Source organism: Xanthomonas campestris pv. badrii, assembly GCF_012848175.1.
Lineage (GTDB): Bacteria > Pseudomonadota > Gammaproteobacteria > Xanthomonadales > Xanthomonadaceae > Xanthomonas > Xanthomonas campestris_C.
This window is the reverse complement of the sequence record NZ_CP051651.1, coordinates 1,426,770-1,448,007: the sequence shown is the minus strand read 5'-3', so window position 1 is coordinate 1,448,007 and position 21,238 is coordinate 1,426,770. Positions and strand designations below refer to the sequence as shown.

17 protein-coding genes are annotated in these 21,238 nt (G+C 64.9%); 16 read left to right on the top strand and 1 reads right to left on the bottom strand.

Features of this window, described 5'->3' with window-relative positions; all coding sequences use genetic code 11:
• Positions 1–112 precede the first annotated feature (112 nt).
• From HG421_RS06110 to HG421_RS06080, 7 genes are all read left to right on the top strand, one after another.
• Positions 113–361, top strand: a complete 249-nt coding sequence (locus HG421_RS06110) for a hypothetical protein (protein ID WP_169705654.1) — start codon at positions 113–115, stop codon at positions 359–361.
• A 2-nt stretch (positions 362–363) separates the two neighbouring features.
• On the top strand, positions 364–726 hold the full coding sequence (locus HG421_RS06105; RefSeq protein ID WP_003483692.1) for a GntR family transcriptional regulator: 363 nt from the start codon (positions 364–366) through the stop codon (positions 724–726).
• Positions 723–1,598, top strand: a complete 876-nt coding sequence (locus HG421_RS06100) for an ABC transporter ATP-binding protein (RefSeq protein ID WP_169705653.1) — start codon at positions 723–725, stop codon at positions 1,596–1,598. Before HG421_RS06105 ends, HG421_RS06100 begins: the two co-directional genes overlap by 4 nt.
• Complete coding sequence (locus HG421_RS06095; protein WP_169705652.1) at positions 1,595–2,581, top strand: ABC transporter permease; 987 nt, start codon at positions 1,595–1,597, stop codon at positions 2,579–2,581. Before HG421_RS06100 ends, HG421_RS06095 begins: the two co-directional genes overlap by 4 nt.
• A gap of 10 nt (positions 2,582–2,591) precedes the next feature.
• Complete coding sequence (locus HG421_RS06090; RefSeq protein WP_169705651.1) at positions 2,592–3,416, top strand: DUF4097 family beta strand repeat-containing protein; 825 nt, start codon at positions 2,592–2,594, stop codon at positions 3,414–3,416.
• Between the two features lie 22 nt (positions 3,417–3,438).
• Positions 3,439–3,969 carry a DUF2884 family protein gene (locus HG421_RS06085; RefSeq protein WP_169705650.1) on the top strand — a complete coding sequence of 177 codons (531 nt, stop codon included), beginning with the start codon at positions 3,439–3,441 and terminating at the stop codon, positions 3,967–3,969.
• A 340-nt stretch (positions 3,970–4,309) separates the two neighbouring features.
• Positions 4,310–4,732 carry a hypothetical protein gene (locus HG421_RS06080; RefSeq protein ID WP_029220976.1) on the top strand — a complete coding sequence of 141 codons (423 nt, stop codon included), beginning with the start codon at positions 4,310–4,312 and terminating at the stop codon, positions 4,730–4,732.
• Positions 4,733–4,866: 134 nt separating this feature from the next.
• On the opposite strand, the gene HG421_RS06075 is transcribed toward HG421_RS06080, so the two are convergent.
• A complete protein-coding gene (locus tag HG421_RS06075) occupies positions 4,867–6,270 on the bottom strand; it encodes a class II fumarate hydratase (protein WP_169705649.1) in 1,404 nt (467 codons plus the stop codon).
• Between the two features lie 285 nt (positions 6,271–6,555).
• On the opposite strand from HG421_RS06075, the gene HG421_RS06070 reads away from it, so the two are divergent.
• The 9 genes from HG421_RS06070 to HG421_RS06030 all read left to right on the top strand — a co-directional run bounded on the left by HG421_RS06070 (position 6,556) and on the right by HG421_RS06030 (position 21,144).
• Complete coding sequence (locus HG421_RS06070; RefSeq protein ID WP_169705648.1) at positions 6,556–7,878, top strand: hemolysin family protein; 1,323 nt, start codon at positions 6,556–6,558, stop codon at positions 7,876–7,878.
• Between the two features lie 35 nt (positions 7,879–7,913).
• Complete coding sequence (gene purB / locus HG421_RS06065) at positions 7,914–9,281, top strand: adenylosuccinate lyase (RefSeq protein ID WP_169705647.1); 1,368 nt, start codon at positions 7,914–7,916, stop codon at positions 9,279–9,281.
• A gap of 940 nt (positions 9,282–10,221) precedes the next feature.
• Positions 10,222–11,391: a hypothetical protein gene (locus HG421_RS06060; RefSeq protein WP_169705646.1), complete on the top strand. Its 1,170-nt coding sequence runs from the start codon at positions 10,222–10,224 to the stop codon at positions 11,389–11,391.
• A gap of 630 nt (positions 11,392–12,021) precedes the next feature.
• On the top strand, positions 12,022–13,551 hold the full coding sequence (locus tag HG421_RS06055; RefSeq protein ID WP_169705645.1) for a cupin domain-containing protein: 1,530 nt from the start codon (positions 12,022–12,024) through the stop codon (positions 13,549–13,551).
• Entirely contained in the window at positions 13,548–14,480 is a 933-nt protein-coding gene (locus tag HG421_RS06050; RefSeq protein WP_169705644.1) for a GNAT family N-acetyltransferase, read from the top strand. Before HG421_RS06055 ends, HG421_RS06050 begins: the two co-directional genes overlap by 4 nt.
• Before the next feature lie 180 nt (positions 14,481–14,660).
• On the top strand, positions 14,661–17,489 hold the full coding sequence (locus HG421_RS06045; protein WP_169705643.1) for a 2-oxoglutarate dehydrogenase E1 component: 2,829 nt from the start codon (positions 14,661–14,663) through the stop codon (positions 17,487–17,489).
• Between the two features lie 42 nt (positions 17,490–17,531).
• Positions 17,532–18,746 (top strand): dihydrolipoyllysine-residue succinyltransferase, encoded by a 1,215-nt coding sequence (gene sucB, locus HG421_RS06040; protein ID WP_169705642.1) that lies wholly within the window; start codon positions 17,532–17,534, stop codon positions 18,744–18,746.
• Positions 18,747–18,892: 146 nt separating this feature from the next.
• A complete protein-coding gene (gene lpdA, locus HG421_RS06035) occupies positions 18,893–20,329 on the top strand; it encodes a dihydrolipoyl dehydrogenase (protein ID WP_169705641.1) in 1,437 nt (478 codons plus the stop codon).
• Positions 20,330–20,550: 221 nt separating this feature from the next.
• A complete protein-coding gene (locus HG421_RS06030; protein ID WP_169705640.1) occupies positions 20,551–21,144 on the top strand; it encodes a TIGR00730 family Rossman fold protein in 594 nt (197 codons plus the stop codon).
• Positions 21,145–21,238 lie beyond the last annotated feature (94 nt).

The window sequence follows — 21,238 nt, the reverse complement described above, 5'->3', positions numbered from 1 at the left end:
GGCGACCCGGTGCGTGCGGGGTGCCATCAGTTGGGTGTGACAGGGAGTTGACTGTCTGCGTGTCGGTGTTATAGTTGAATACAACACCAGTCATCCAACGCAGGGGGAAAGCATGAACAGCACACGTGTCACGCGACCAGTTCCGCTGTTGCTGTTCGGCACCACCCTATGTGTTCTTGGTTGGCTGGGAGCCGCTTCCAGTCAGGTGACGGAGTCCGGCGCCGATTATGGCGTGTCGGAGGCGGTTACGGAAAACGCGACACCTCCCCCCGAAGCGCGCACCCGGCCCGGCCGGCACCTGCGCGCTTCGCTGTCGATGCCCTATTTCTCCTTCGCGCAGGTTCTGCGCCCACGGAGCTGATCATGAACGACATCCAGTGGAGCGACGGCGCTCCCATCTACCGCCAACTCAAGGAACGGGTCATTGCCATGATGCTCGATGGAATCCTCAAGCCCGGCGACGCCCTGCCGTCGGTGCGCCAGGTGGCGGCGGACTATCAACTCAATCCCATCACCGTCTCGCGCGCCTATCAGGAACTGGCCGACGAGAACCTGGTGGAAAAGCGTCGCGGCCTGGGCATGTTCATGACCCCGGAAGCGGCACAGAAGCTGCGCGGAAGCGAACGCGAGCGTTTCTTGAATGAAGAATGGCCGGCGGTGCTGGAGCGGATCCAGCGGCTGGGCCTGTCCATCGACGATCTGTTGCCACAGGGGAAAACACCATGACCGCCGTCTCCACCGACCATGTCGTCGACGCACGCGGCCTGCGCAAGGCCTACAAACACCGCCTGGCGCTGGACAACACCAGCTTCACCATCGCCGCCGGTCGCATCGTCGGGTTGATCGGCCCCAACGGCGCCGGCAAGACCACCGCGCTCAAGGCCGTGCTGGGGTTGACCGATTTCGACGGCGACTTGAAGGTGCTGGGCATGGACCCGCGCACCGAGCGCAACGCGCTGATGAACGAGGTCTGCTTCATTGCCGACGTGGCGGTGCTGCCGCGCTGGTTGCGGGTAGGCGAAGCGATCGACTTCGTCGCCGGCGTGCACCCGCGCTTTGATCGTGCCAAGTGCGAGCGCTTCCTGGCCAACACCCAGCTCAATCGCAAGTCGCGGGTGCGCGAGCTGTCCAAGGGCATGATCGTGCAGCTGCATCTGGCGCTGGTAATGGCCATCGACGCACGCATCCTGGTGCTGGACGAACCCACCCTGGGGCTGGACATCCTGTACCGCAAGCAGTTCTACCAGCGCCTGCTGGAGGATTACTTCGACGAGCAGAAGACCATCATCGTCACCACCCACCAGGTCGAAGAAATCGAACACATCCTGACCGATGTGCTGTTCATCCGCGATGGCCGCATCGTGTTGACCGCCGATATGGAAGACGTGGCCGAGCGCTATACCGAAGTGCTGGTCGGCGCCGAGCACCTGGATACCGTGCGTGCGCTCAAGCCGATCGACGAGCGCAGCCTGCCGTTCGGCAAGACCGTGATGCTGTTCGATGGGGTGCCCAAGGCACAGCTCGCCGGCTTTGGCGAAACCCGCAATCCCGGCCTGGCCGACCTGTTTGTTGCCGTCATGAAGGGGACCTACGCATGAACACTGTGACCACGCACGCATCGCCTGCCCGCAGCTTCGGCTGGCTGCTCAAACGCGAATACTGGGAACACCGTGGCGGCTTCGTCTGGGCGCAGGTGATCACCGGCGGCATCGCCGTGTTCTTCGCACTGCTGGGCGCGGTGATAGGTGCGATCACCGCGCGCCGCAACATGGTTGGCGACAGCGTCAAGCTGGACGACATGGCCGAGTACACCCGCACCCTGGGCCAGGTTGGCGACGGCCTGCTGCTGGGCGGGATCGGCATCGCCTCGGTGGTGCTGGCCTTCGTGGTGTTCTTCTACGCACTGGGCAGCCTGTACGACGATCGCCGCGACCGCAGCGTGCTGTTCTGGAAATCGCTGCCGGTGTCGGATGTACAGACGGTACTGTCGAAGGCAGCCTGGGCGCTGTTGCTGGCGCCGCTGATCGCCATCGCGATCGGCCTGGTGGTAGGTCTGGCGCTGTGGCTGATCGCCATCGTCGGCGCCCTGATCGCCGGTGCACCCAGCCCCTGGGCGATGGCCACCCACTCGCATCCGTTCACGATGCTCTGGTTGCTGCTCAAGACCGTGCCGATGAGCCTGCTGTGGTCGTTGCCCACCGTTGGCTGGCTGATGTTCTGCTCGGCCTGGGCCAACAGCAAGCCGTTCCTGTGGGCGGTGCTGTTCCCGCTGCTGGCCTGCGTGATGCTGAGCATCCTGTCGGCGATGCCGGGCGTGTCGCTGCCGATCGGCTGGATCTGGTACATCGTCGCCTATCGCGGCCTGCTCAGCGCGCTGCCAGGCACCTGGTCGCCGCGTGCAGTCAGCGGCAACCTGGACAGCAGCGCCATGCAGAACCCCAGCGACCTGGTGCAGTGGGCCCTGCAGCACACCGACAGCGCACGCGTCTACGGCAATGCCGATATCTGGATCGGTGCCGCCATCGGTGTGGCCCTGATCGTCGCCTCCATCTACCTGCGCCGCCGGCGCTCCGAAGCCTGAAGGACATTCCATGCGCCTGCCCCTGACCCTGGCCCTTCTGTTCGCATTGCCCGGCGCCGCGGCTGCCGAAGAGCAATGCAGGTTCTCCGAGCCGCGCAGCCTGGACTTGCAACTGAGGGGAGTGAAGTCGGTGGTGTTCGAAGTCGCCTCCAACGACCTGCGCCTGGACGCCGCGCCCGGTACCGGCGGACGCCTGCATGGTCGTGCCTGTGCGGCCAAGGCCGAGCTGCTCAAGCAGCTGACCGTGACCCAGAAGCGGGTCGGCGACAAGCTGGTGGTGACCCTGGCCGAAGACCGCCTGATCCGCATGTCCATCGGCGAAAACTATTCGTACCTGGACCTGCGCGGCAGCGTGCCGAACACCCTGCTGGTGCAGTTCGATGTGGGTTCCGGTGATGCCGAGATCACCGGTGCCGCATCGGTCAGCGCCGATGTCGGCTCGGGCGATATGACCGTCCGCCGCAGCAAGGGACGTGTCACCGCCAAGGTGGGCTCCGGCGACATCGAGCTGGAGGATATCGGTGCGCTGCGTGTACTGGCGGTGGGCTCGGGCGACCTGAAGGCCAGGCAGATCCGTGGCGCAACCGACGTCGGCACGGTCGGCTCCGGCGAGGTCACATTGCGCGAGGTGGCAGGCAACGTCACCGTCGGCACCGTGGGGTCGGGCGAGATGGAGATCGAGCACGTGCAGGGAAGCGTCATGATCGAGGCGATCAAGTCCGGCTCGATCGAGGTGCGCAAGGTCAGTGGCGATGTGAGCCTTGCGCGCAAGGGCAGCGGCGACATCAGCGCCAGCGATGTGGGCGGCGCTACGCGCGTACCGGCGGACAAGTAACTCTTCATTCGGGGGATAGCGTATGAAACTGCTTATTTCTGCGGTAATGGCCAGCGTGTTGCTGGTGGGCTGCGGCAAGTCCGAGCCGAAGGTGGTGGTGTCGGGCGAGAACGACAGCGCCGGCGTGACCTTCAACGGCAAGAGCCTGACGCTCAAACGCCAGGGCCTGCCCGCCGCCTCCATCGGCGTGGATGGGGCGCTCAGCATCGGGGGCAAGCCGGTGGCCTTGAACCAGGCACAGCGTGAAGCCATGCGCAGCTACTACGCGCAGGTCCAGGGCGTGGCCAGCAAAGGTGTCGATATCGGCACCCAGGGTGCGGCTTTCGGCGCACATGCGGCGGGCGAAGCGCTCAAGGGCGTGCTCAGCGGCAACCCGGATCAAATCGGCGACAAGATCCAAGCCGAAGCGGAAACCTTCAAGAACAAGGCCATGCAGATCTGCGATCAGCTGGGCAAACTACGCACCGCGCAGGACGCCGCTGCACAACTGGTGCCCGCGTTCGCACCGTACTCGAGCCTGACGCAACACGATGTCGACAATTGCCGCAACTAACAGCGGCCGGCAACACGACCGTGCTCACCGCCAGGCGGGCACGGTCTGTACCCGGAAGCGGCAGGTACCAACGCTGTACGCCGCAGTTCTGAGCGCACCGCCCGCATCCGCCTGACGACCGCCCGCCAGGTGCGTTGGCCACCTTTGAACGCGGCGCTTTGGCGGCTGCGCATGGGTTGACCTGCGCAGTTGCCGTTCGATCGTCGAGACTGCGCGAAAGCGGCCCCACCTCACAGGTGAAGGACCTGCGACATGTTGTCAGCGCTCCCGGTAGCCCCCTGCCCGGCCGATCGACCGGCGCGGGATTACACTAGTGCGCTTCCCTCGACCCTTCGACCCCATGAACAAGTTCGTGATGCTCTGCATGGCGCTGTTGCTGTGCACACTCGCCGCCTGCGGCGATCAGTCGTCCCGGCGTGCCGAACGCGGCAAGCCGCGCGTCGCCATCACCACGCAATCGGTGATGATCCGTCGCCCGCCCGCCGCCAATGCGGAGATCACTCCGGACGGCACGCTCAAGATCGACGATATCGCGCTACCGCAGAAGGAGCCGACCCGCGCCAAGCTGCAACTGCTGTTCGGGCATCTGCAGATGCTGCGCCAGCAGGCGGTCAACGACGCCGGCCCGGACCCGGATTACAAGTCGATCAAGCTGACCGCGACGCCGGAAATCCAGCGGCTCAGTACTGAGCTGCTGGAAGAAATCCCGCCGCTGCAGCCGTACCGCGAAAGCTTCGGGAACGTCCAGGCCGAACGGCACTGAACCACGCAACCGCGCAGTTACGCTGACGCTTCGATCGCAGGCGGCGGGCGCGATGCCCCCCGCCTCATCACGCCACCGGTCTTGCCGCATCGACGGCAAGACCGCATGCGCCCCCCCCCCATGGCTGGCGGCGATCAGCCGCCGCCACCGCCACCGGCGTGGATGCCGCCGCGGGTCAGCGCGGCCGGGTCCAGCAACCGGCGCAATTCGGCTTCGCTCAGTCCGCTGTCCTGCCTGGCCACCTCCAGCACCGGGCGCTGCTCCTTGTAGGCGCGCTTGGCGATAGCGGCCGCTTTTTCGTAGCCGATGATGGGATTCAACGCGGTGACCAGGATCGGATTGCGGTCCAGCGCCTCGCGCACGCGCTCCTGGCGCACCTTCAGGCCGGCAATGGCGCTATCGGCAAGCAGCCGCGACACATTGCCCAGCAACGTGATTGAATCCAGCAGGTTGTAGGCAATCAGCGGCAGGGTCACGTTCAACTGGAAATTGCCGGTCTGCCCGGCCACGGTAATCGCGGTGTGGTGGCCAATTACCTGGGCGCAGGCCATCACGGTGGCCTCGGGAATCACCGGGTTGACCTTGCCCGGCATGATCGAGCTGCCCGGCTGAAGCGCCGGCAACTCGATCTCGCCCAGCCCGGCCAGCGGCCCGGCATTCATCCAGCGCAAATCGTTTGCGATCTTGATCAACGCCACGGCCAGCGCATTGAGCTGGCCGGACAGCTCCACCGCATCGTCCTGCGCGGCAAGCCCTTCGAACTTGTTCTCCGCGCTTTCGAACCTGGCTCCGCTCAACGTCGACAAGGCCTTGGCCGCCTTCGCGCCGAAGCGCGGATCGGCATTGATGCCGGTGCCGATCGCGGTGCCGCCCAGCGGCAGGCGACGCAGCCGCCTGAGCGCGTCGTCGATCCGCTCCTGCGCCGAGCGCAGTTGCGCAGACCAGGCGCCGAATTCCTGCCCGAAGGTCAGCGGCATCGCATCCATCAGATGGGTGCGGCCGGTCTTGACGATCTTGTCCAGCGACCTGGCGCGCTTGTCGATGGTCTTGCGCAGATGCTTCAGCGCCGGCTGCAGGTGTTCCTGCACCGCAAGCAAGGCACAGACACGGATCGCGGTAGGCACCACGTCGTTGGAACTCTGCCCCAGATTGACGTGATCGTTGGGATGCACCGGAGTCTTGCCGGCCCGCGTGGCCAGCGTGGCGATGACCTCGTTGGCATTCATGTTGGACGAGGTGCCCGAGCCGGTCTGGTACACATCGATCGGAAACTGCGCGTCGTGCGCGCCTTCGGCCACCTGCAAGGCCGCGTCCTGCACGGTCCTGGCGATCGCCTTCGGCAACAGCCCCAGGTCGGCGTTGACGCTCGCCGCAGCCGCCTTGATCAGCCCCAGCGCGCGAATGAAACCGCGCGGCATCGGCTGGCCGGAGACCGGAAAATTCTGTACGGCGCGCTGGGTCTGCGCGCCCCATAGCGCATCGGCGGGCACCTGCAACTCGCCCATGCTGTCGTGTTCGGTCCTGAAACGTTCGCTCATCTGCACTCTCCGCAATCGGTGATCTGTGGTGACGCAATGACTGGCCGCGGGCGCACCCACGCTGGCGAGGCCCTCTACGATACTCGCCAGGCACGTTGCGACGGTGTCGTCGCACGCGTGGGCTAGACTGCCGGTTCATCCATCCGAGGTACCACGCCGCCATGGGCGACGACCCTGACTGTAGAAACGCACCGAGCGTGTCGTTCTTCGCTGTACGCCCCATCGTTTCGCCCCTGTCCGCGCTGATGCAGTCGGGCGTTGCAGTCGATCGTTGCGGAGGCGGACATGCTCGGTAACGTCTTGCTGCTGTTCGTCGCGCTGCTGCTGGTGCTGTTGAACGGATTCTTCGTTGCCGCCGAGTTTGCATTGGTCAAACTGCGGCACACCCAGGCGGCGGGCCTGGCACAGAACAATGGGTGGCGCGGGCGGTTGTTGCTCGGCGTGCATGCGCACCTGGATGCGTATCTGTCGGCCTGTCAGCTGGGTATCACCCTGGCCTCGCTCGGCCTGGGCTGGGTGGGCGAACCGGCCTTCGCGCATCTGCTGCAGCCGCTGTTGGACATGCTCGGCCTGTCGCCGGAAGCGGCACAGTTCACCGCGCTGGCGATCGCCTTCAGCCTGATCTCGTTCCTGCACATCGTGCTGGGCGAACTGGCGCCCAAGACCATGGCGATCCGCCGCCCGGAGCGGATCTCGCTGTGGACCGCGGCGCCGCTGTATGTCTTCTACTGGATCATGTTCCCGGCGATCTGGCTGCTCAACACCAGCGCCAACGGCCTGTTGCGGCTGCTGGGTTGGGGCGATGTCGAACATCAGTCGCACCGCTACTCGCGCGAGGAACTCAAGCTGATCGTGGGGCGCCAGGACCCGAATGCGCCCGCGCCCGACCATGGGCTGACCCTGATGAGCCACGCACTGGAGCTACCGGACCTGGTGGCCGGCGACCTGATGCGCCCGCGCGAGCACATGCGCAGCCTGCGCGAGGGCATGCGCCTGGATACGGTGCTCGCCGAATTCAGCGAGTCGCGCTACAGCCGCTACCCCTGGTTCGACACCGACGGCGAGCAGGTGCTGGGCATCCTGCATACCAAGGACCTGCTGGTGGCGATGGCACGCGGCCAGGACCTGGACGACCTGCGCCCGCTGCTGCGCCCGCCCACCCTGCTGACCCTGGAAACGCCGATCCCCCATGCGCTGGAGCAATTCCGCACCGGCACCACCCATCTGGCGCTGTGCGTGGAGGACGAAGGCCGCATCCTGGGCTTCTTCACCCTGGAAGACCTGCTGGAAGTGGTGGTTGGCGAGATCGAGGACGAACACCGCCACGTGGTGCGCGATGCCCCGGTGCGCAGCCAGGACGGCTCGCTGCTGGTGGCCGGCAGCACTTCGATCTTCCGCCTGGAGCGTCTGCTCGGCCAGGACCTGAGCGCGCCGGACCATGTCAATTCGGTCGGCGGGCTGATCGTGCACCAGCTGCAGCGGCTGCCCGAAGAAGGCGAAACCCTGGAACTGGACGGCCACGCGCTGACCGTGCGGCGCATGGCCGGCCATCGCATCCAGGCGGTGACGGTGCGGCCGGTGGGCGAAGCCGGGGCCGGGGCGGCGTAGAATATCGGCCCCGCCAGCTTCCCAGTGCCCTGCCCATGTCGGATTCCGCCCTGCTCGCCCTGTCCCCGCTCGACGGCCGCTACGCCTCCAAGGTGGATGCATTGCGCCCGATCTTCTCCGAATACGGCCTGATCAAGGCGCGGGTGAAGGTCGAGATCGAGTGGCTGCTGGCCCTGGCCGCCGAACCGGGGATCGCCGAGCTGGCGCCGTTTTCGGACAGCGCCGCGCAGCGCCTGCGTGCGCTGGCCGACGGCTTCAGCGTCACCCATGCCGCCCGCGTCAAGGAGATCGAGCGCACCACCAACCATGACGTCAAGGCGGTGGAATACTTCATCAAGGAGCAGCTTGCCGACGACGCCGAATTGGGCCCGGCACTGGAATTCGTGCATTTCGCCTGCACCAGCGAGGACATCAACAACCTCAGCTACGGCCTGATGCTGGAGCAGGCCCGCCGCGAGGTGCTGCTGCCCACGCTGGACGGCATCGTCGCCTCGCTGCGCGCCCTGGCGCATGCGCAGGCCGCCCAGCCCATGCTTTCGCGCACCCATGGCCAGACCGCCTCGCCCACCACGCTGGGCAAGGAAATCGCCAACGTGGTGGCGCGCCTGGAACGCCAGCGCAGGCAGATCGCCGCGGTCGAACTGACCGGCAAGATCAACGGTGCGGTCGGCAACTACAATGCGCACCTGGTGTCGTACCCGCAGCTGGACTGGGCGGCGTTCGCGCAGCGGTTCGTCGAAAGCCTGGGCCTGGTGTTCAACCCCTACACCACCCAGATCGAGCCACACGACAACCTCGCCGAGATCGGCGATGCCGCCCGCCGCGCCAACACCATCCTGATCGATCTGGCGCGCGATATCTGGGGCTATATCTCGCTGGGCTACTTCAAGCAGAAGTTGAAGGAAGGCGAAGTCGGATCCTCGACCATGCCGCACAAGGTCAACCCGATCGACTTCGAGAATGCCGAAGGCAATTTCGGCATCGCCAATGCCTTGTTCGAGCATTTTTCCGCCAAGTTGCCGATCAGCCGCTGGCAGCGCGACCTCACCGACTCCACCGTGCTGCGCGCGCTCGGCACCGCGTTCGGCCACACCCAGGTGGCGCTGGATTCGCTGGCCAAGGGCCTGGGCAAGCTGACCGTCAACCCGGAGCGCCTGGACGCGGACCTGGACGCGGCCTGGGAAGTGCTGGCCGAAGCCGTACAGACGGTGATGCGCCGCCACGGCCTGCCCAATCCGTACGAGCAATTGAAGGCGCTGACCCGCGGCCAGGGCATCACCGCTGCCTCGATGCAGGCCTTCGTGGAAAGCCTGCAGCTGCCGGAGGACGACAAGCAGCGCCTGCGCGCACTCACTCCGGGCGGCTACACCGGCCTGGCCGAGCAGATGGCGCGCGCCATCTGATCTGCCGGCAAGGCCAATCGGTTCGCCGGACGGGCGTTGTCCGCCAGCCTGCCCAGATCCCAAGCAGCATCCACCTGCCGCGCTCGCCGCAGATGGGGCACGGCCCGGGCTCATTAAGATTGCTGATGTACCCAGCGCCGCCATGTGGTGCTGGAGCATTGCCGCCCGTGCAATCATCGCCACGGCATCGCCCGAGTCTGTCCCGACCTGATCGCGCCGCTGGCAACAGACGGCGCATATCTCAACCAGATCGCAGACTGCAGCCATGGGTCATGCGCCCACATCTCCGTGTCCTTCGACTTCGGATCCGGCATCGCTCATTCGCTCACCATTCCCGGTGATGAGAATGATCGTGGTTTACTACGATTGATGCTGTAATCTTATATATAAAACAATGAAAATTACTCAAGCACCATTTGGCTGCTCTCACTCGTGCGTGCCGTTGTTGAGTAATGATAGTGCGATCGCATGCCGACGCCGAGACGCCATTGGACCTTCAGCGGCAGCCAACCTCGATAATCGATCGCGCCTGGTCGCGCCTCGGTGTTTGAAAACGGCAGCGATTTAACGCCGATCCGCCAGAGATTCCTGCCGGTGTTGTATGCAGATCCACCATCATTGAGCGGAGAACTGAGCCATGGGGTGTTTCAACGTTACGGGTGCCAGTGGCAGAGCGAACAACTATGTTGTTGAACACCACGAAGATAGGGGTTCGATAGCCCAGGAACGCCCCAGGCAAGAGATCGCCGATAGTGGGCTCAGTCGATCTGGCCGCGCATCCAACAGAACCTCTCCCCGCGCATCGCTGGATAGGCTTAGGACTTTTCTCAATTCTCCGGGCGGCACATCAGCTGGCGCTTTGACAAGCAGGTTCTGGCAGGGCCAGGCTGCCCAACATCTGCAACAGCTCGAAGCGGAGCTAGACAGCGGCCGTTCGACCATGAAAGATCTATTTGACGGCCCTGAATTTGGCGCTTTGCTGACCCATGTGATCGACGATATCGCCGCGATTTCAAACGCGGAAAACTTGTCGCCGATCGAGGTCGCAGAAACGCTTCGACAAGCTATTAGTCGCGGACACGGAGCGAACAATATGGACGCAGATTTAAAAAACGTGCTGCAATTCGGACTTTATGCGGTCAGGGAAAAACTGCAAGGAGAAGCCGATCTCGCCGGCGCGATGCGCGCACACCCGGCTTTTCAGTCTTTCCCGGTTGCACACACCTGGAAATTTTGCATTGAGCAAGAGCACTGGAATGATGAAGGCGCGGCATCCGGCATGCGATTCGACAACGAGCCCGGCTACATGGGCGGCATGTCGCGCGGCTTGAAATTCGTCATCGACTCTGAAACCGATTCCTCGTCCCGTAAAAAGCGCGAAATCGATTCGACTTGGTTGGAGAATCTGCACGACATCGCTGTCAATGGCGTGTTCAGGCGCAGCTTCATGCGTAGTTGGCCGTCGTACGTCGATTCCGACGAAGCGGTGAATGCAGTTGCCGCCCTGACCGCGCCTGGCAGCAATATCAACGATAAGATCAAAAGCGCAGACTTGGCAGCCGGCTATGAAGTGCCGGTTTACCTGATGCCATTGCAGGATGGGTATCGAGACCAGCTGGTCGGGTTTGAGCTTTCTACCTCCAAGAATCTGAGTCCAGCCGGGATCGACGAACTCAAAGAGTTCCAATCCCGGTTCCCCGATTGGGCTGCGTTTCGAAGCCTCGATAATCGTCCGATCGACTGGAATGAGGTAGCGCGTGGCAATGCCAGCGATTATTGGGCGTGCAAGGGACAAGGCCGCAAAAATATCAAGAAGCTGGTGCAAGAAGTGCTTCGAACGCATTATCGCAAGATAAAAAGGGCTACCGACGCAGAGGCCGCCCTGCATGTGGTGGCACAAACGTGCGCCACCTTGGAGCGCGCGCATGTGTTCGAGGATGGCAACGCACGAACTTTTGGTTGCCTGCTACTCAACAAACTGCTGCTTTCAGCGGGTTTATCACCATCCATGTTCCCTGATGTCAACGAATTCGACGGCTACTCCAACGATGAACTGGTGGCGCGGATCAAGGAAGGACAGGAGATGTTCCGGGCACATTGCCAAGCCTAGCGATCGTCCGCGCATTGCCAATGATCGTTTCTTGATGCATAAGCATTTTAAAAATGCTCATGCATCAAGCTGAGGCTATGAAATAGGCGCCATCTGATCGTGGGAGGCGGCTTGCCAACGGAGTCAGCCCAGATTTAGTTTCTGCAACACAGTCATCGCAAGTACGTCCGGCTCTTCCCCAGCTGTTCGAGAACGACCTGATCAAGGATGCACTGCGAAAAAGTGGTGGGCGCACCGGCGCGTCGTGCGCTGGTGCGCCAGGGCAACAAGACTCTGGTCTTGGTCCCGGGGTGAAACATGTGCGTTTCCCGGCGACGACAATACCGTCCAATCCATCCAGTAAACCCGCCCTGCAAGACCGCGGCACCGGCAACACGCTGATGCCATGGCGCCGCGATCGCCATTGGCATTTCTGCCGTGCTGTCGACGGATCCGTCGCTCATGGACTCGACCACATCGAGCATTGGCGGCGCATGAACCGGACCCGCACCAGCGTTGTATTGCTTCCTTTTTCATGAGACCGCAACACCCATCAGGCAGGCACTGTAGGCATTGCGCAGCGGGCTGGGTGACAATAGACCACTTCGCCGGACGCACCGCGCCGGCTTTCCCGGTCGGACCCGTCACGCAATGAAAAAAACTGCCGCAAAGAAGACCGCCGCCAGAAAAGGCGCGCCCCTGCCCTTTGAGATCCACGCGACCCGCGACCAGCCGCTGGGCATGCCGGTGGAGCGCTTCCTGCGCAATTACTGGCACAAGCACCCGCTGCTGATCCGCAATGCCTTCGCCGACTTCGTCTCGCCGCTGCAGCCGGAAGACCTGGCCGGGCTGGCCTGCGAGGATGGCGTGCTGGCGCGCCTGATCAGCCACGACCGCGCCACCGACGGCTGGGACGTGCGCACCGGCCCGTTCCAGGAAACCGACTTCCCGGGCCTGCCCGACCATGACTGGACCCTGCTGGTGCAGGACGTGGACAAGTGGGACGCCGACGTGCGCGCACTGCTGGAGCACTTCCGCTTCCTGCCGCGCTGGCGCATCGACGACATCATGATCAGCTTCGCCGCCACCGGCGGTTCGGTCGGCGCGCATGTCGACCATTACGACGTGTTCCTGCTGCAGGGCCAAGGCCACCGCCGCTGGCAGATCGACGCACGCGCCTCGCAGGGCCGCAAGCCCACGCCGCAGGCGTTCCGCGACGATGTCGACCTCAAGCTGCTGCGCGACTTCAAGCCCACCCACGACTGGGTGCTGGGCCCGGGCGACATGCTGTACCTGCCGCCGCTGGTGCCGCACCACGGCGTGGCCGAAGATCCTTGCCTGACCTTCTCCATCGGCACCCGCGCGCCCTCATCGGCCGAGCTGATCGGCGACTACCTGGACACCCTGATCGCCGATGCCGACGAGGCGGTGCGCTATCACGACGAAGACCTGAAGGTACCGGCCGATCCGTACGAAATCGACGTTACCGCGATGAACCGCGTGGTCGCCGCGCTCAATGCCCTGCGCATGAACGACCCCGATCGCCTGGGCGACTGGTTCGGCCGCTTCATGACCACCTACCGCGCCTCCGGCGACGTGGTGCCGGCACGCGAGCCGATTCCGCGCGAGGCGGTGGAACAGGCACTGGACGAAGGCGTGGTGCTGTATCGCCACCCGTGGTCGCGGCTGGCCTGGCGGCGGGCCAAGCGCGGCGCCACCCTGTTCTGCAGCGGCCTGGAATTCGCGCTCTCGGCCAAGGACGCCGCTCGCCTGGCGGCAGCCGACCAGATCGATGGCACGCTCTATGGGCAGCTGTCGGCGCGCGGCCGCGAGGTGGTGCTGGAGCTGCTGGCCCAGGGCCATTACCAGCGCGCCCATGACGACACGCACGAGGACATCGAGGACATCGACGACGCACAGGCCGCTGCGCTGAGCGTGTCGGCCGGTCACCACGACGCAGATGACCATGCCGATAGCGTGGACGCCGACGACGCCATCGACCACGACGCGGATGTGGAGGAGGTCGCCGACGACGCGGACACCCCGGAGGAGCGCGTCGATGCCGTCGAAGCGGACCTCGGCGAAGACGAAGGCAAAGGCGAGGACGAGGACGAGGACGAGGACGGCGAAGAAGATGCCTCGCACAGCGGCGAAGACCAAGGCAGCTCTGCGCGCACATGAGCCCGCATGGCAGGCCACGGATCGTGTCGCTGGACCTGGCTGAAGACGCCGCTGCCCTGCGTGCGCTGCGCCTGGCCTGGGGCAGCGCGGCCCCGGGCGATCCGGCCGAGACCGAGTGGGACGCGCTGGACCCGCTCAGCCTGCACCTGGCCGCGCGGACCGAGGAGGGCCAACTGGTCGCATCGGTCCGGCTGACCCCGGACCGGCGCATCGACCGGCTCGGCCTGCTGCCGGACTGGCGCCGCCGCGGCCTGTCCGACCAGCTGCTCGCCGCCGCCGTGGCCAACGCCGCCCAGCGTGGCTGGCCACGCCTGCAGGCCCGCGTCACCGCAGGCGCCGAGGCGCTCTTCGCACGCCAGGGGTTTCTTCCCGACGGCGCTGCGGACCTGTCAGCGGACCGCAGCGTCGATGCCGGCGATCCACCCGGCACGCCGGTCCATCGCCGGCTCGACGGCCCGATGGCAGTGGACACCCTGGGTGCCGCCCTGGCCGCCACCACCGGCCTGCTGTGCAGCGCGCGCCGGCAGGTACTGATCTATACCCGCGCACTGGATCCACCGCTGTTCGACAACGCCGCGGTGCTGGACGCATTGCGCCGCTTCGCCACCGCCCGCCACGACAAGCGGGTTCAGGTCCTGGTGCAGGACACCGCCAGCGCCACTGCCAGCAGCAGCGCGATGCTGCGCCTGGCGCAACGCCTGCCCAGCGTGTTCCGGTTCCGCGCGGTCAGCGACCCGGTCGATACCAGCTATGCGTCAGCCTACGTGGTCGGCGACGACGCCTACTACTTTCGTCCAACAGGTCATCGCTACGACGACGGCGAAACCTGGCTGTCCGGCGCGGCCCGCAGCCGCCAGCTGGAGCGCGAATTCGCGCAGATATGGGAGCGCAGCGCACTTTGGAACGAACCGCGCGCGCTCGGCATCTGATGCCGCAAGGCCCTTCGCACGTAGGCGCGCGCGTCAGTGGTCTACCCCGCCGGTCAGCTCGCATACGCCCCCTCACAAGCGCAAGGGGGTATAATTTTTTGAGATTTGAGACCGACCGACACGGCATCCTGCCCTGCCGCTTCCGCACAATCATCCCCACAGCAGACCCGACTTACCATCGTGGATAATCTCCTAAAGCACTTCGCGCAGTCATCGCAGCTCGCCGGCGGCAACGCCGCCTACATCGAGGATCTGTACGAGCAGTACCTCGTCGCCCCGGACAGTGTCGATCCGAAGTGGAGGAGTTATTTCGACGGCTTCAAGGGTCGCGATGCCGGTGATGTGCCGCATTCGGCCGCCATCGCCCACATTCTTTCTGCCTCCAGGCAGGCCGCCCATGCCGGAACCGGCGCCGCGGCCAGCGACGAGCGCGAGCGCAACGTCGGCCGCCTGATCACCGCTTACCGCGCGCGCGGTCACCTGGGCGCGCAGCTCGACCCGCTGGGCCTGGTCCCGCCGGTCAATCCGCCCGATCTGGACCTGCCGTTCCATAGCCTGTCCCCGGCCGATCTGGACAGCGAGTTCAGCACCGGCGGCATCGGTGGCCAGCCGCGCATGAAGCTGAAGGACCTGCTGGTGCGCCTGAAGGCGACCTACGCCAGCACCATCGGCGCCGAATTCATGCACATCCAGGAATTCGACCAGCGCCAGTGGATCTACCGTCGCCTGGAAGATGCCGGCGGCAAGATTGCCGGCGATGCGGCCAGCCGCAAGCGCACCCTGGAGCGGCTCACCGCCGCCGAAGGCCTGGAGCGCTACCTGCACACCAAGTACGTCGGCCAGAAGCGCTTCTCGCTGGAAGGCGGCGATTCGCTGATCCCGATGATGGACGAGATCATTCGCCAGTCCGGCAATGACCAGGTCAAGGACATCGTGATCGGCATGGCCCACCGCGGCCGTCTCAACGTGCTGGTCAATACGCTGGGCAAGAACCCGCGCAAGCTGTTCGACGAATTCGAAGGCAAGTTCGAGCATGCCCATGACGACCGCGCGCACACTGGCGACGTCAAGTACCACATGGGTTTCTCGGCCGATATCGCAGTCGGCGGCGACAAGCAGGTGCACCTGGCACTGGCGTTCAATCCCTCGCACCTGGAAATCGTCGACCCGGTCGTGGTCGGCAGCGTGCGTTCGCGCCAGGAGCGCTTCGGCGATGCCGAGCGCAAGGCCGTGCTGCCGATCCTGATCCATGGCGACGCCGCATTCGCAGGCCAGGGCGTGGTGATGGAACTGTTCCAGATGTCGCAGGCGCGCGGTTTCGCGGTCGGCGGCACCGTGCACATCGTGGTCAACAACCAGATCGGCTTCACCACCAGCACCCGCGACGATGCCCGCTCCACGCTGTACTGCACGGACGTGGCCAAGATGATCGGCGCACCGGTCTTCCACGTGAACGGCGACGACCCGGACGCGGTGATGTTCGTGTCCAAGCTGGCCTACGAATTCCGCCAGCAGTTCAAGAAGGACGTGGTCATCGACCTGGTCTGCTACCGCCGTTGGGGCCATAACGAGGCCGACGAACCGGCAGCGACCCAGCCGGTGATGTACCAGACCATCCGCAAGCACAAGACCACCCGCGAGCTGTATGCCGCCAAGCTGGAAAGCGACGGCGTGCTGAGCGCCGACGAGGCCAAGGCGCTGGTGGACGGCTACCGCAACAAGCTCGATTCGGGCGAATACACCACCGAACTGGCCAAGCGCAAGCCGGACGAATTCGCCATCGACTGGTCCAGGTATCTGGTCGGCACCGCCGCCGATCCGGTGGACACCCGCGTCAAGCGCGAGCAGCTGGACCGCCTGGCCAAGCTGATCACCACCATCCCCGAGGGCGTCGAGCTGCATGCCCGCGTGGCGAAGATCTACGAAGATCGCGTCAAGATGGCGGCAGGCGACCAGCTTGGCGACTGGGGCTTCGCCGAGAACCTGGCCTACGCCACCTTGCTGGCCGAAGGTCACAAGCTGCGTCTGGTCGGCCAGGACGCCGGCCGCGGCACGTTCTTCCACCGTCACGCCATCCTGCATGACCAGAAGACCGACAACTATTACCTGCCGCTGCGCCAGCTGGTGCAGAACCCCGAAGACGCCACCGTCATCGACTCGCTGCTGAGCGAAGAAGCGGTGATGGGCTTCGAATACGGTTACTCCACCACCGACCCGAATGCGCTGTGCATCTGGGAAGCGCAGTTCGGCGACTTCGCCAACGGCGCGCAGGTGGTGATCGACCAGTTCATCGCCGCCGGCGAAGCCAAGTGGGGCCGCATCGCCGGTCTGTCGCTGTTCCTGCCGCACGGCTACGAAGGCCAGGGCCCGGAGCATAGCTCCGCGCGCCTGGAGCGCTTCCTGCAGCTGTGCGCGCTGGAGAACATGCTGGTCTGCGTGCCGACTACCCCGGCGCAGTGCTTCCACATGATCCGCCGCCAGATGCGCATGACCACCCGCAAGCCGCTGGTGGTGATGACGCCCAAGTCGCTGCTGCGCCACAAGCTGGCGGTGTCGAGCCTGGAGGAACTGGCCGACGGGCAGTTCCAGCACCTGATCCCGGATGCCAAGGCCGACGCGGCCAAGGTCAAGCGTGTGGTGCTGTGCTCGGGCAAGGTCTATTACGACCTGCTCGAAGACCAGACCAAGCGTGGCCAGGACGATGTCGCCATCGTGCGCATCGAGCAGCTGTATCCGTTCCCGCGTGCGCAGCTGGCGGCCGAGCTTAAGGGCTATGCCAATGCCACCGACGTGGTGTGGTGCCAGGAAGAACCGCAGAACCAGGGCGCGTGGTACCAGATCCGCCACCATCTGAACTTCTGCCTGGCCGGCGGTCAGAGCCTGCATTACGCCGGCCGTGCCCGTTCGCCCTCGCCTGCCGCCGGCCACATGGCCGACCACATCGTCGAACAGCAGAAGCTGGTCGCCGATGCGCTGCTCAATCCGTTCAACGACCAAGTCGCTGAATAACTCCTCTTCCCCAAAGAACGAAAACCCTAGGACGCTCCCCGAATGGCCACCGAAGTCAAAGTTCCGGTACTGCCCGAATCCGTTTCCGACGCCACCATCGCCAGCTGGCACAAGAAGGCCGGCGAAGCGGTCAAGCGCGACGAGAATCTGGTCGACCTGGAAACCGACAAGGTCGTGCTGGAAGTTCCTTCGCCGGTCGATGGCGTATTGAAGGAAATCAAGTTCGACACCGGCAGCACGGTCACCAGCAACCAGATCCTGGCGATCATCGAAGAAGGCGCCGTGGCCGCTGCCGCGCCCGCCGAAGAGAGGAAGGCCGACGCACCGGCGCCTGCCGCTGCTGCGCCGGCCGCTGCTCCGGCACCGGCCGCCGCCGCCGCGCCAGCTGCTGCGTCCAAGTCCGCTGCCGATGCCCTGCCCCCGGGTGCGCGGTTCTCCGCGATCACCCAGGGCGTGGATCCGTCGCAGGTCGAAGGCACCGGCCGTCGCGGTGCGGTGACCAAGGAAGACATCGTCAACTTCGCCAAGGCCGGCGGCGTGGGCAAGGCCTCGGGCGCCCGCCCGGAAGAGCGCGTGCCGATGACCCGCGTGCGCAAGACCATCGCCAAGCGTCTGATGGAGTCCAAGAACTCCACCGCGATGCTGACCACCTTCAACGAAGTGAACCTGGCCAAGGTGTCGGCCGCACGCAAGGAACTGCAGGACGAGTTCCAGAAGGCGCACGGCATCAAGCTCGGTTTCATGAGCTTCTTCGTCAAGGCCGCCGCCAACGCGCTGCAGCGCTTCCCGCTGGTCAACGCCTCGATCGACGGCGACGACATCATCTATCACGGCTACAGCGACATCTCGATCGCGGTGTCCACCGACAAGGGCCTGGTCACGCCGGTGCTGCGCAACGTCGAGCGCCAGTCGTTCGCCGACGTCGAACAGGGCATCGCCGACTACGCCGCCAAGGCGCGCGCCGGCAAGCTGGGCCTGGACGACCTGCAGGGCGGCACCTTCACCATCACCAACGGCGGCACCTTCGGCTCGCTGCTGTCGACCCCGATCATCAACCCGCCGCAGAGCGCCATCCTGGGCATGCACGCGATCAAGGAGCGTCCGATCGCCGAGAACGGCCAGGTCGTGATCGCCCCGATGATGTACCTGGCGCTGTCCTACGACCACCGCATCATCGACGGCAAGGATTCGGTGCAGTTCCTGGTGGACATCAAGAATCAGCTGGAAAACCCGGGCCGGATGTTGTTCGGTCTGTAAGCGCCGGGAATCGGGAATGGAGAGTCGGGAATGGGACAAGCACCCATCGACCGCTCCATTCCCGCCTGGACCTGGATGGGACGCGACAGGCGCATGCGCTGCTGCGATTCTCCATTCCCTATTCCCCATTCCCGTGAGCAAATGAAATGAGCGAACAATTCGACGTCGTCGTCATCGGTGCTGGCCCGGCCGGCTATCACGCGGCGATTCGCGCGGCCCAGCTGGGCATGAAGGTCGCCTGCATCGACGCGGCACTCGGCAAGGACGGCAAGCCGGCGCTCGGCGGTACCTGCCTGCGCGTGGGCTGCATTCCGTCCAAGGCGCTGCTGGATTCCTCGCGCCAGTTCTGGAACATGGGTCACCTGTTCGGCGACCACGGCATCAGCTTCAACGACGCCAAGATGGACGTGCCCACGATGATCGGCCGCAAGGACAAGATCGTGAAGCAGTTCACCGGCGGCATCGCGATGCTGTTCAAGGCCAACAAGATCACCCCGTACTACGGGTTCGGCCAGCTGCAGCCGGGCAACATCGTCAAGGTCACCCAGCACGAAGGCGGCGAGATCGAGCTCAAGGGCACCAACGTGATCCTGGCGGCCGGCTCGGAATCGATCGAACTGCCGTTCGCCAAGTTCGATGGCGACACCATCGTCGACAACGTCGGCGGCCTGGACTTCACTGCGGTGCCCAAGCGCCTGGCGGTCATCGGCGCCGGCGTGATCGGCCTGGAGCTGGGCAGCGTGTGGAAGCGCCTGGGCGCCGAGGTCACCATCCTCGAAGCGTTGCCGGACTTCCTGGCGCTGGCCGATGCCGAAGTGGCCAAGACCGCGCTGAAGGAATTCAAGAAGCAGGGTCTGGACATCAAGCTGGGCGCCAAGGTCGGCAAGACCGAGATCACCGGCAGCGGCGACGCCAAGCAGGTGGTGCTGAGCTACACCGACGCGGCCGGCGAGCAGACCCTGACCGTGGACAAGCTGCTGGTGGCCGTGGGCCGCAAGGCCGCGACCAAGAACCTGCTGGCCGAGGGCACCGGGGTCAAGGTCACCGACCGCGGCCAGATCGAGGTCGATGGGCATTGCCACACCGGCGTGGATGGCGTGTGGGCGATCGGCGACTGCGTGCGCGGCCCGATGCTGGCGCACAAGGGCTTCGAGGAAGGCATCGCGGTGGCCGAACTGATCGCCGGCCTGCCCGGCCACGTCAACTTCGACACCATTCCGTGGGTCATCTACACCGAGCCGGAAATTGCCTGGGTCGGCAAGACCGAGCAGCAGCTGAAGGCCGAGGGCGTCGCCTACAAGGCCGGCAGCTTCCCGTTCGCGGCGATCGGCCGCGCGGTGGCCATGGGCGAGCCGGCCGGCTTCGTCAAGGTGATCGCCGATGCCGAAACCGACCGCGTGCTGGGCATGCACCTGGTGGGCGTGGGCGTGTCCGAGCTGGTGCACGAAGGCGTGCTGACGATGGAATTCAACGGCTCGGCCGATGACCTGGCACGCATCTGCCACGCGCATCCGACGCTGTCCGAAGCGATCCACGACGCCGCGATGGCGGTCAGCAAGCGGGCGATCCATAAGGCTAACTGAGGCCGGGATTTGGGATTCGGGAGTGGGGATTCGTAAACGACTCCCTAGCCTGATCCTTTCCCGGCAAGGACATGACGCCGGGCTAAGACCCGGCGTTATGTTTTTCAGGCACAGTCAAAAAGATCCTGCAAAGTTCATCTGGGCGGGCCTCTGGATGGCATCGACGCAGCGCGCGCCCGCTTTTACCAATCCCTAATCCCCAATCCCGAATCCCGAATCCCATGAAAAGCATCTGCGTCTACTGCGGCTCCAACGCCGGCAACAAACCGGCCTATGCCGAACGCGCCACTGCCTTGGGCACGCGCATTGCTGCACAAGGCCTGCGCCTGGTCTACGGTGGTGGCAATGTCGGACTGATGGGCACGGTGGCCAATGCGGTGCTGGCCGCCGGTGGCGAAGTGACCGGGGTGATTCCGCAGCAATTGGCCGATTGGGAAGTGGCGCACCGCGGGCTGACCACGCTGGAGATCGTCGGCTCCATGCACGAGCGCAAGATGCGCATGTTCGAACTCTCCGACGCCTTCGTTGCCCTGCCCGGCGGCTTCGGCACCATGGAGGAGATCTTCGAAATGCTGACCTGGCGCCAGCTCGGCATCGGCAACAAGCCCTGCGCCTTCCTGGATATCGAACATTTCTACGCGCCGCTGATCGGCATGATCGATCGCATGGTGGAAGAGCGCTTCCTGCACCCGGACCAGCGCACCGACCTGTGGTATGGCAGCGACATCGAGCAAATGCTGGAATGGATGCAGCATTACACGCCGGCCCAGGCCTCCAAGTGGATCGACGAGAAGCGCCGCTCTACCCTGGTGTAAACGTCGGCCGGTAAGCTCGTCTGCGCCCAACGCAGCGGCATTGCGACAGTGTGCGGATGCATGCACTGCGCGCGTCACCGCAGCGGCATCCGCA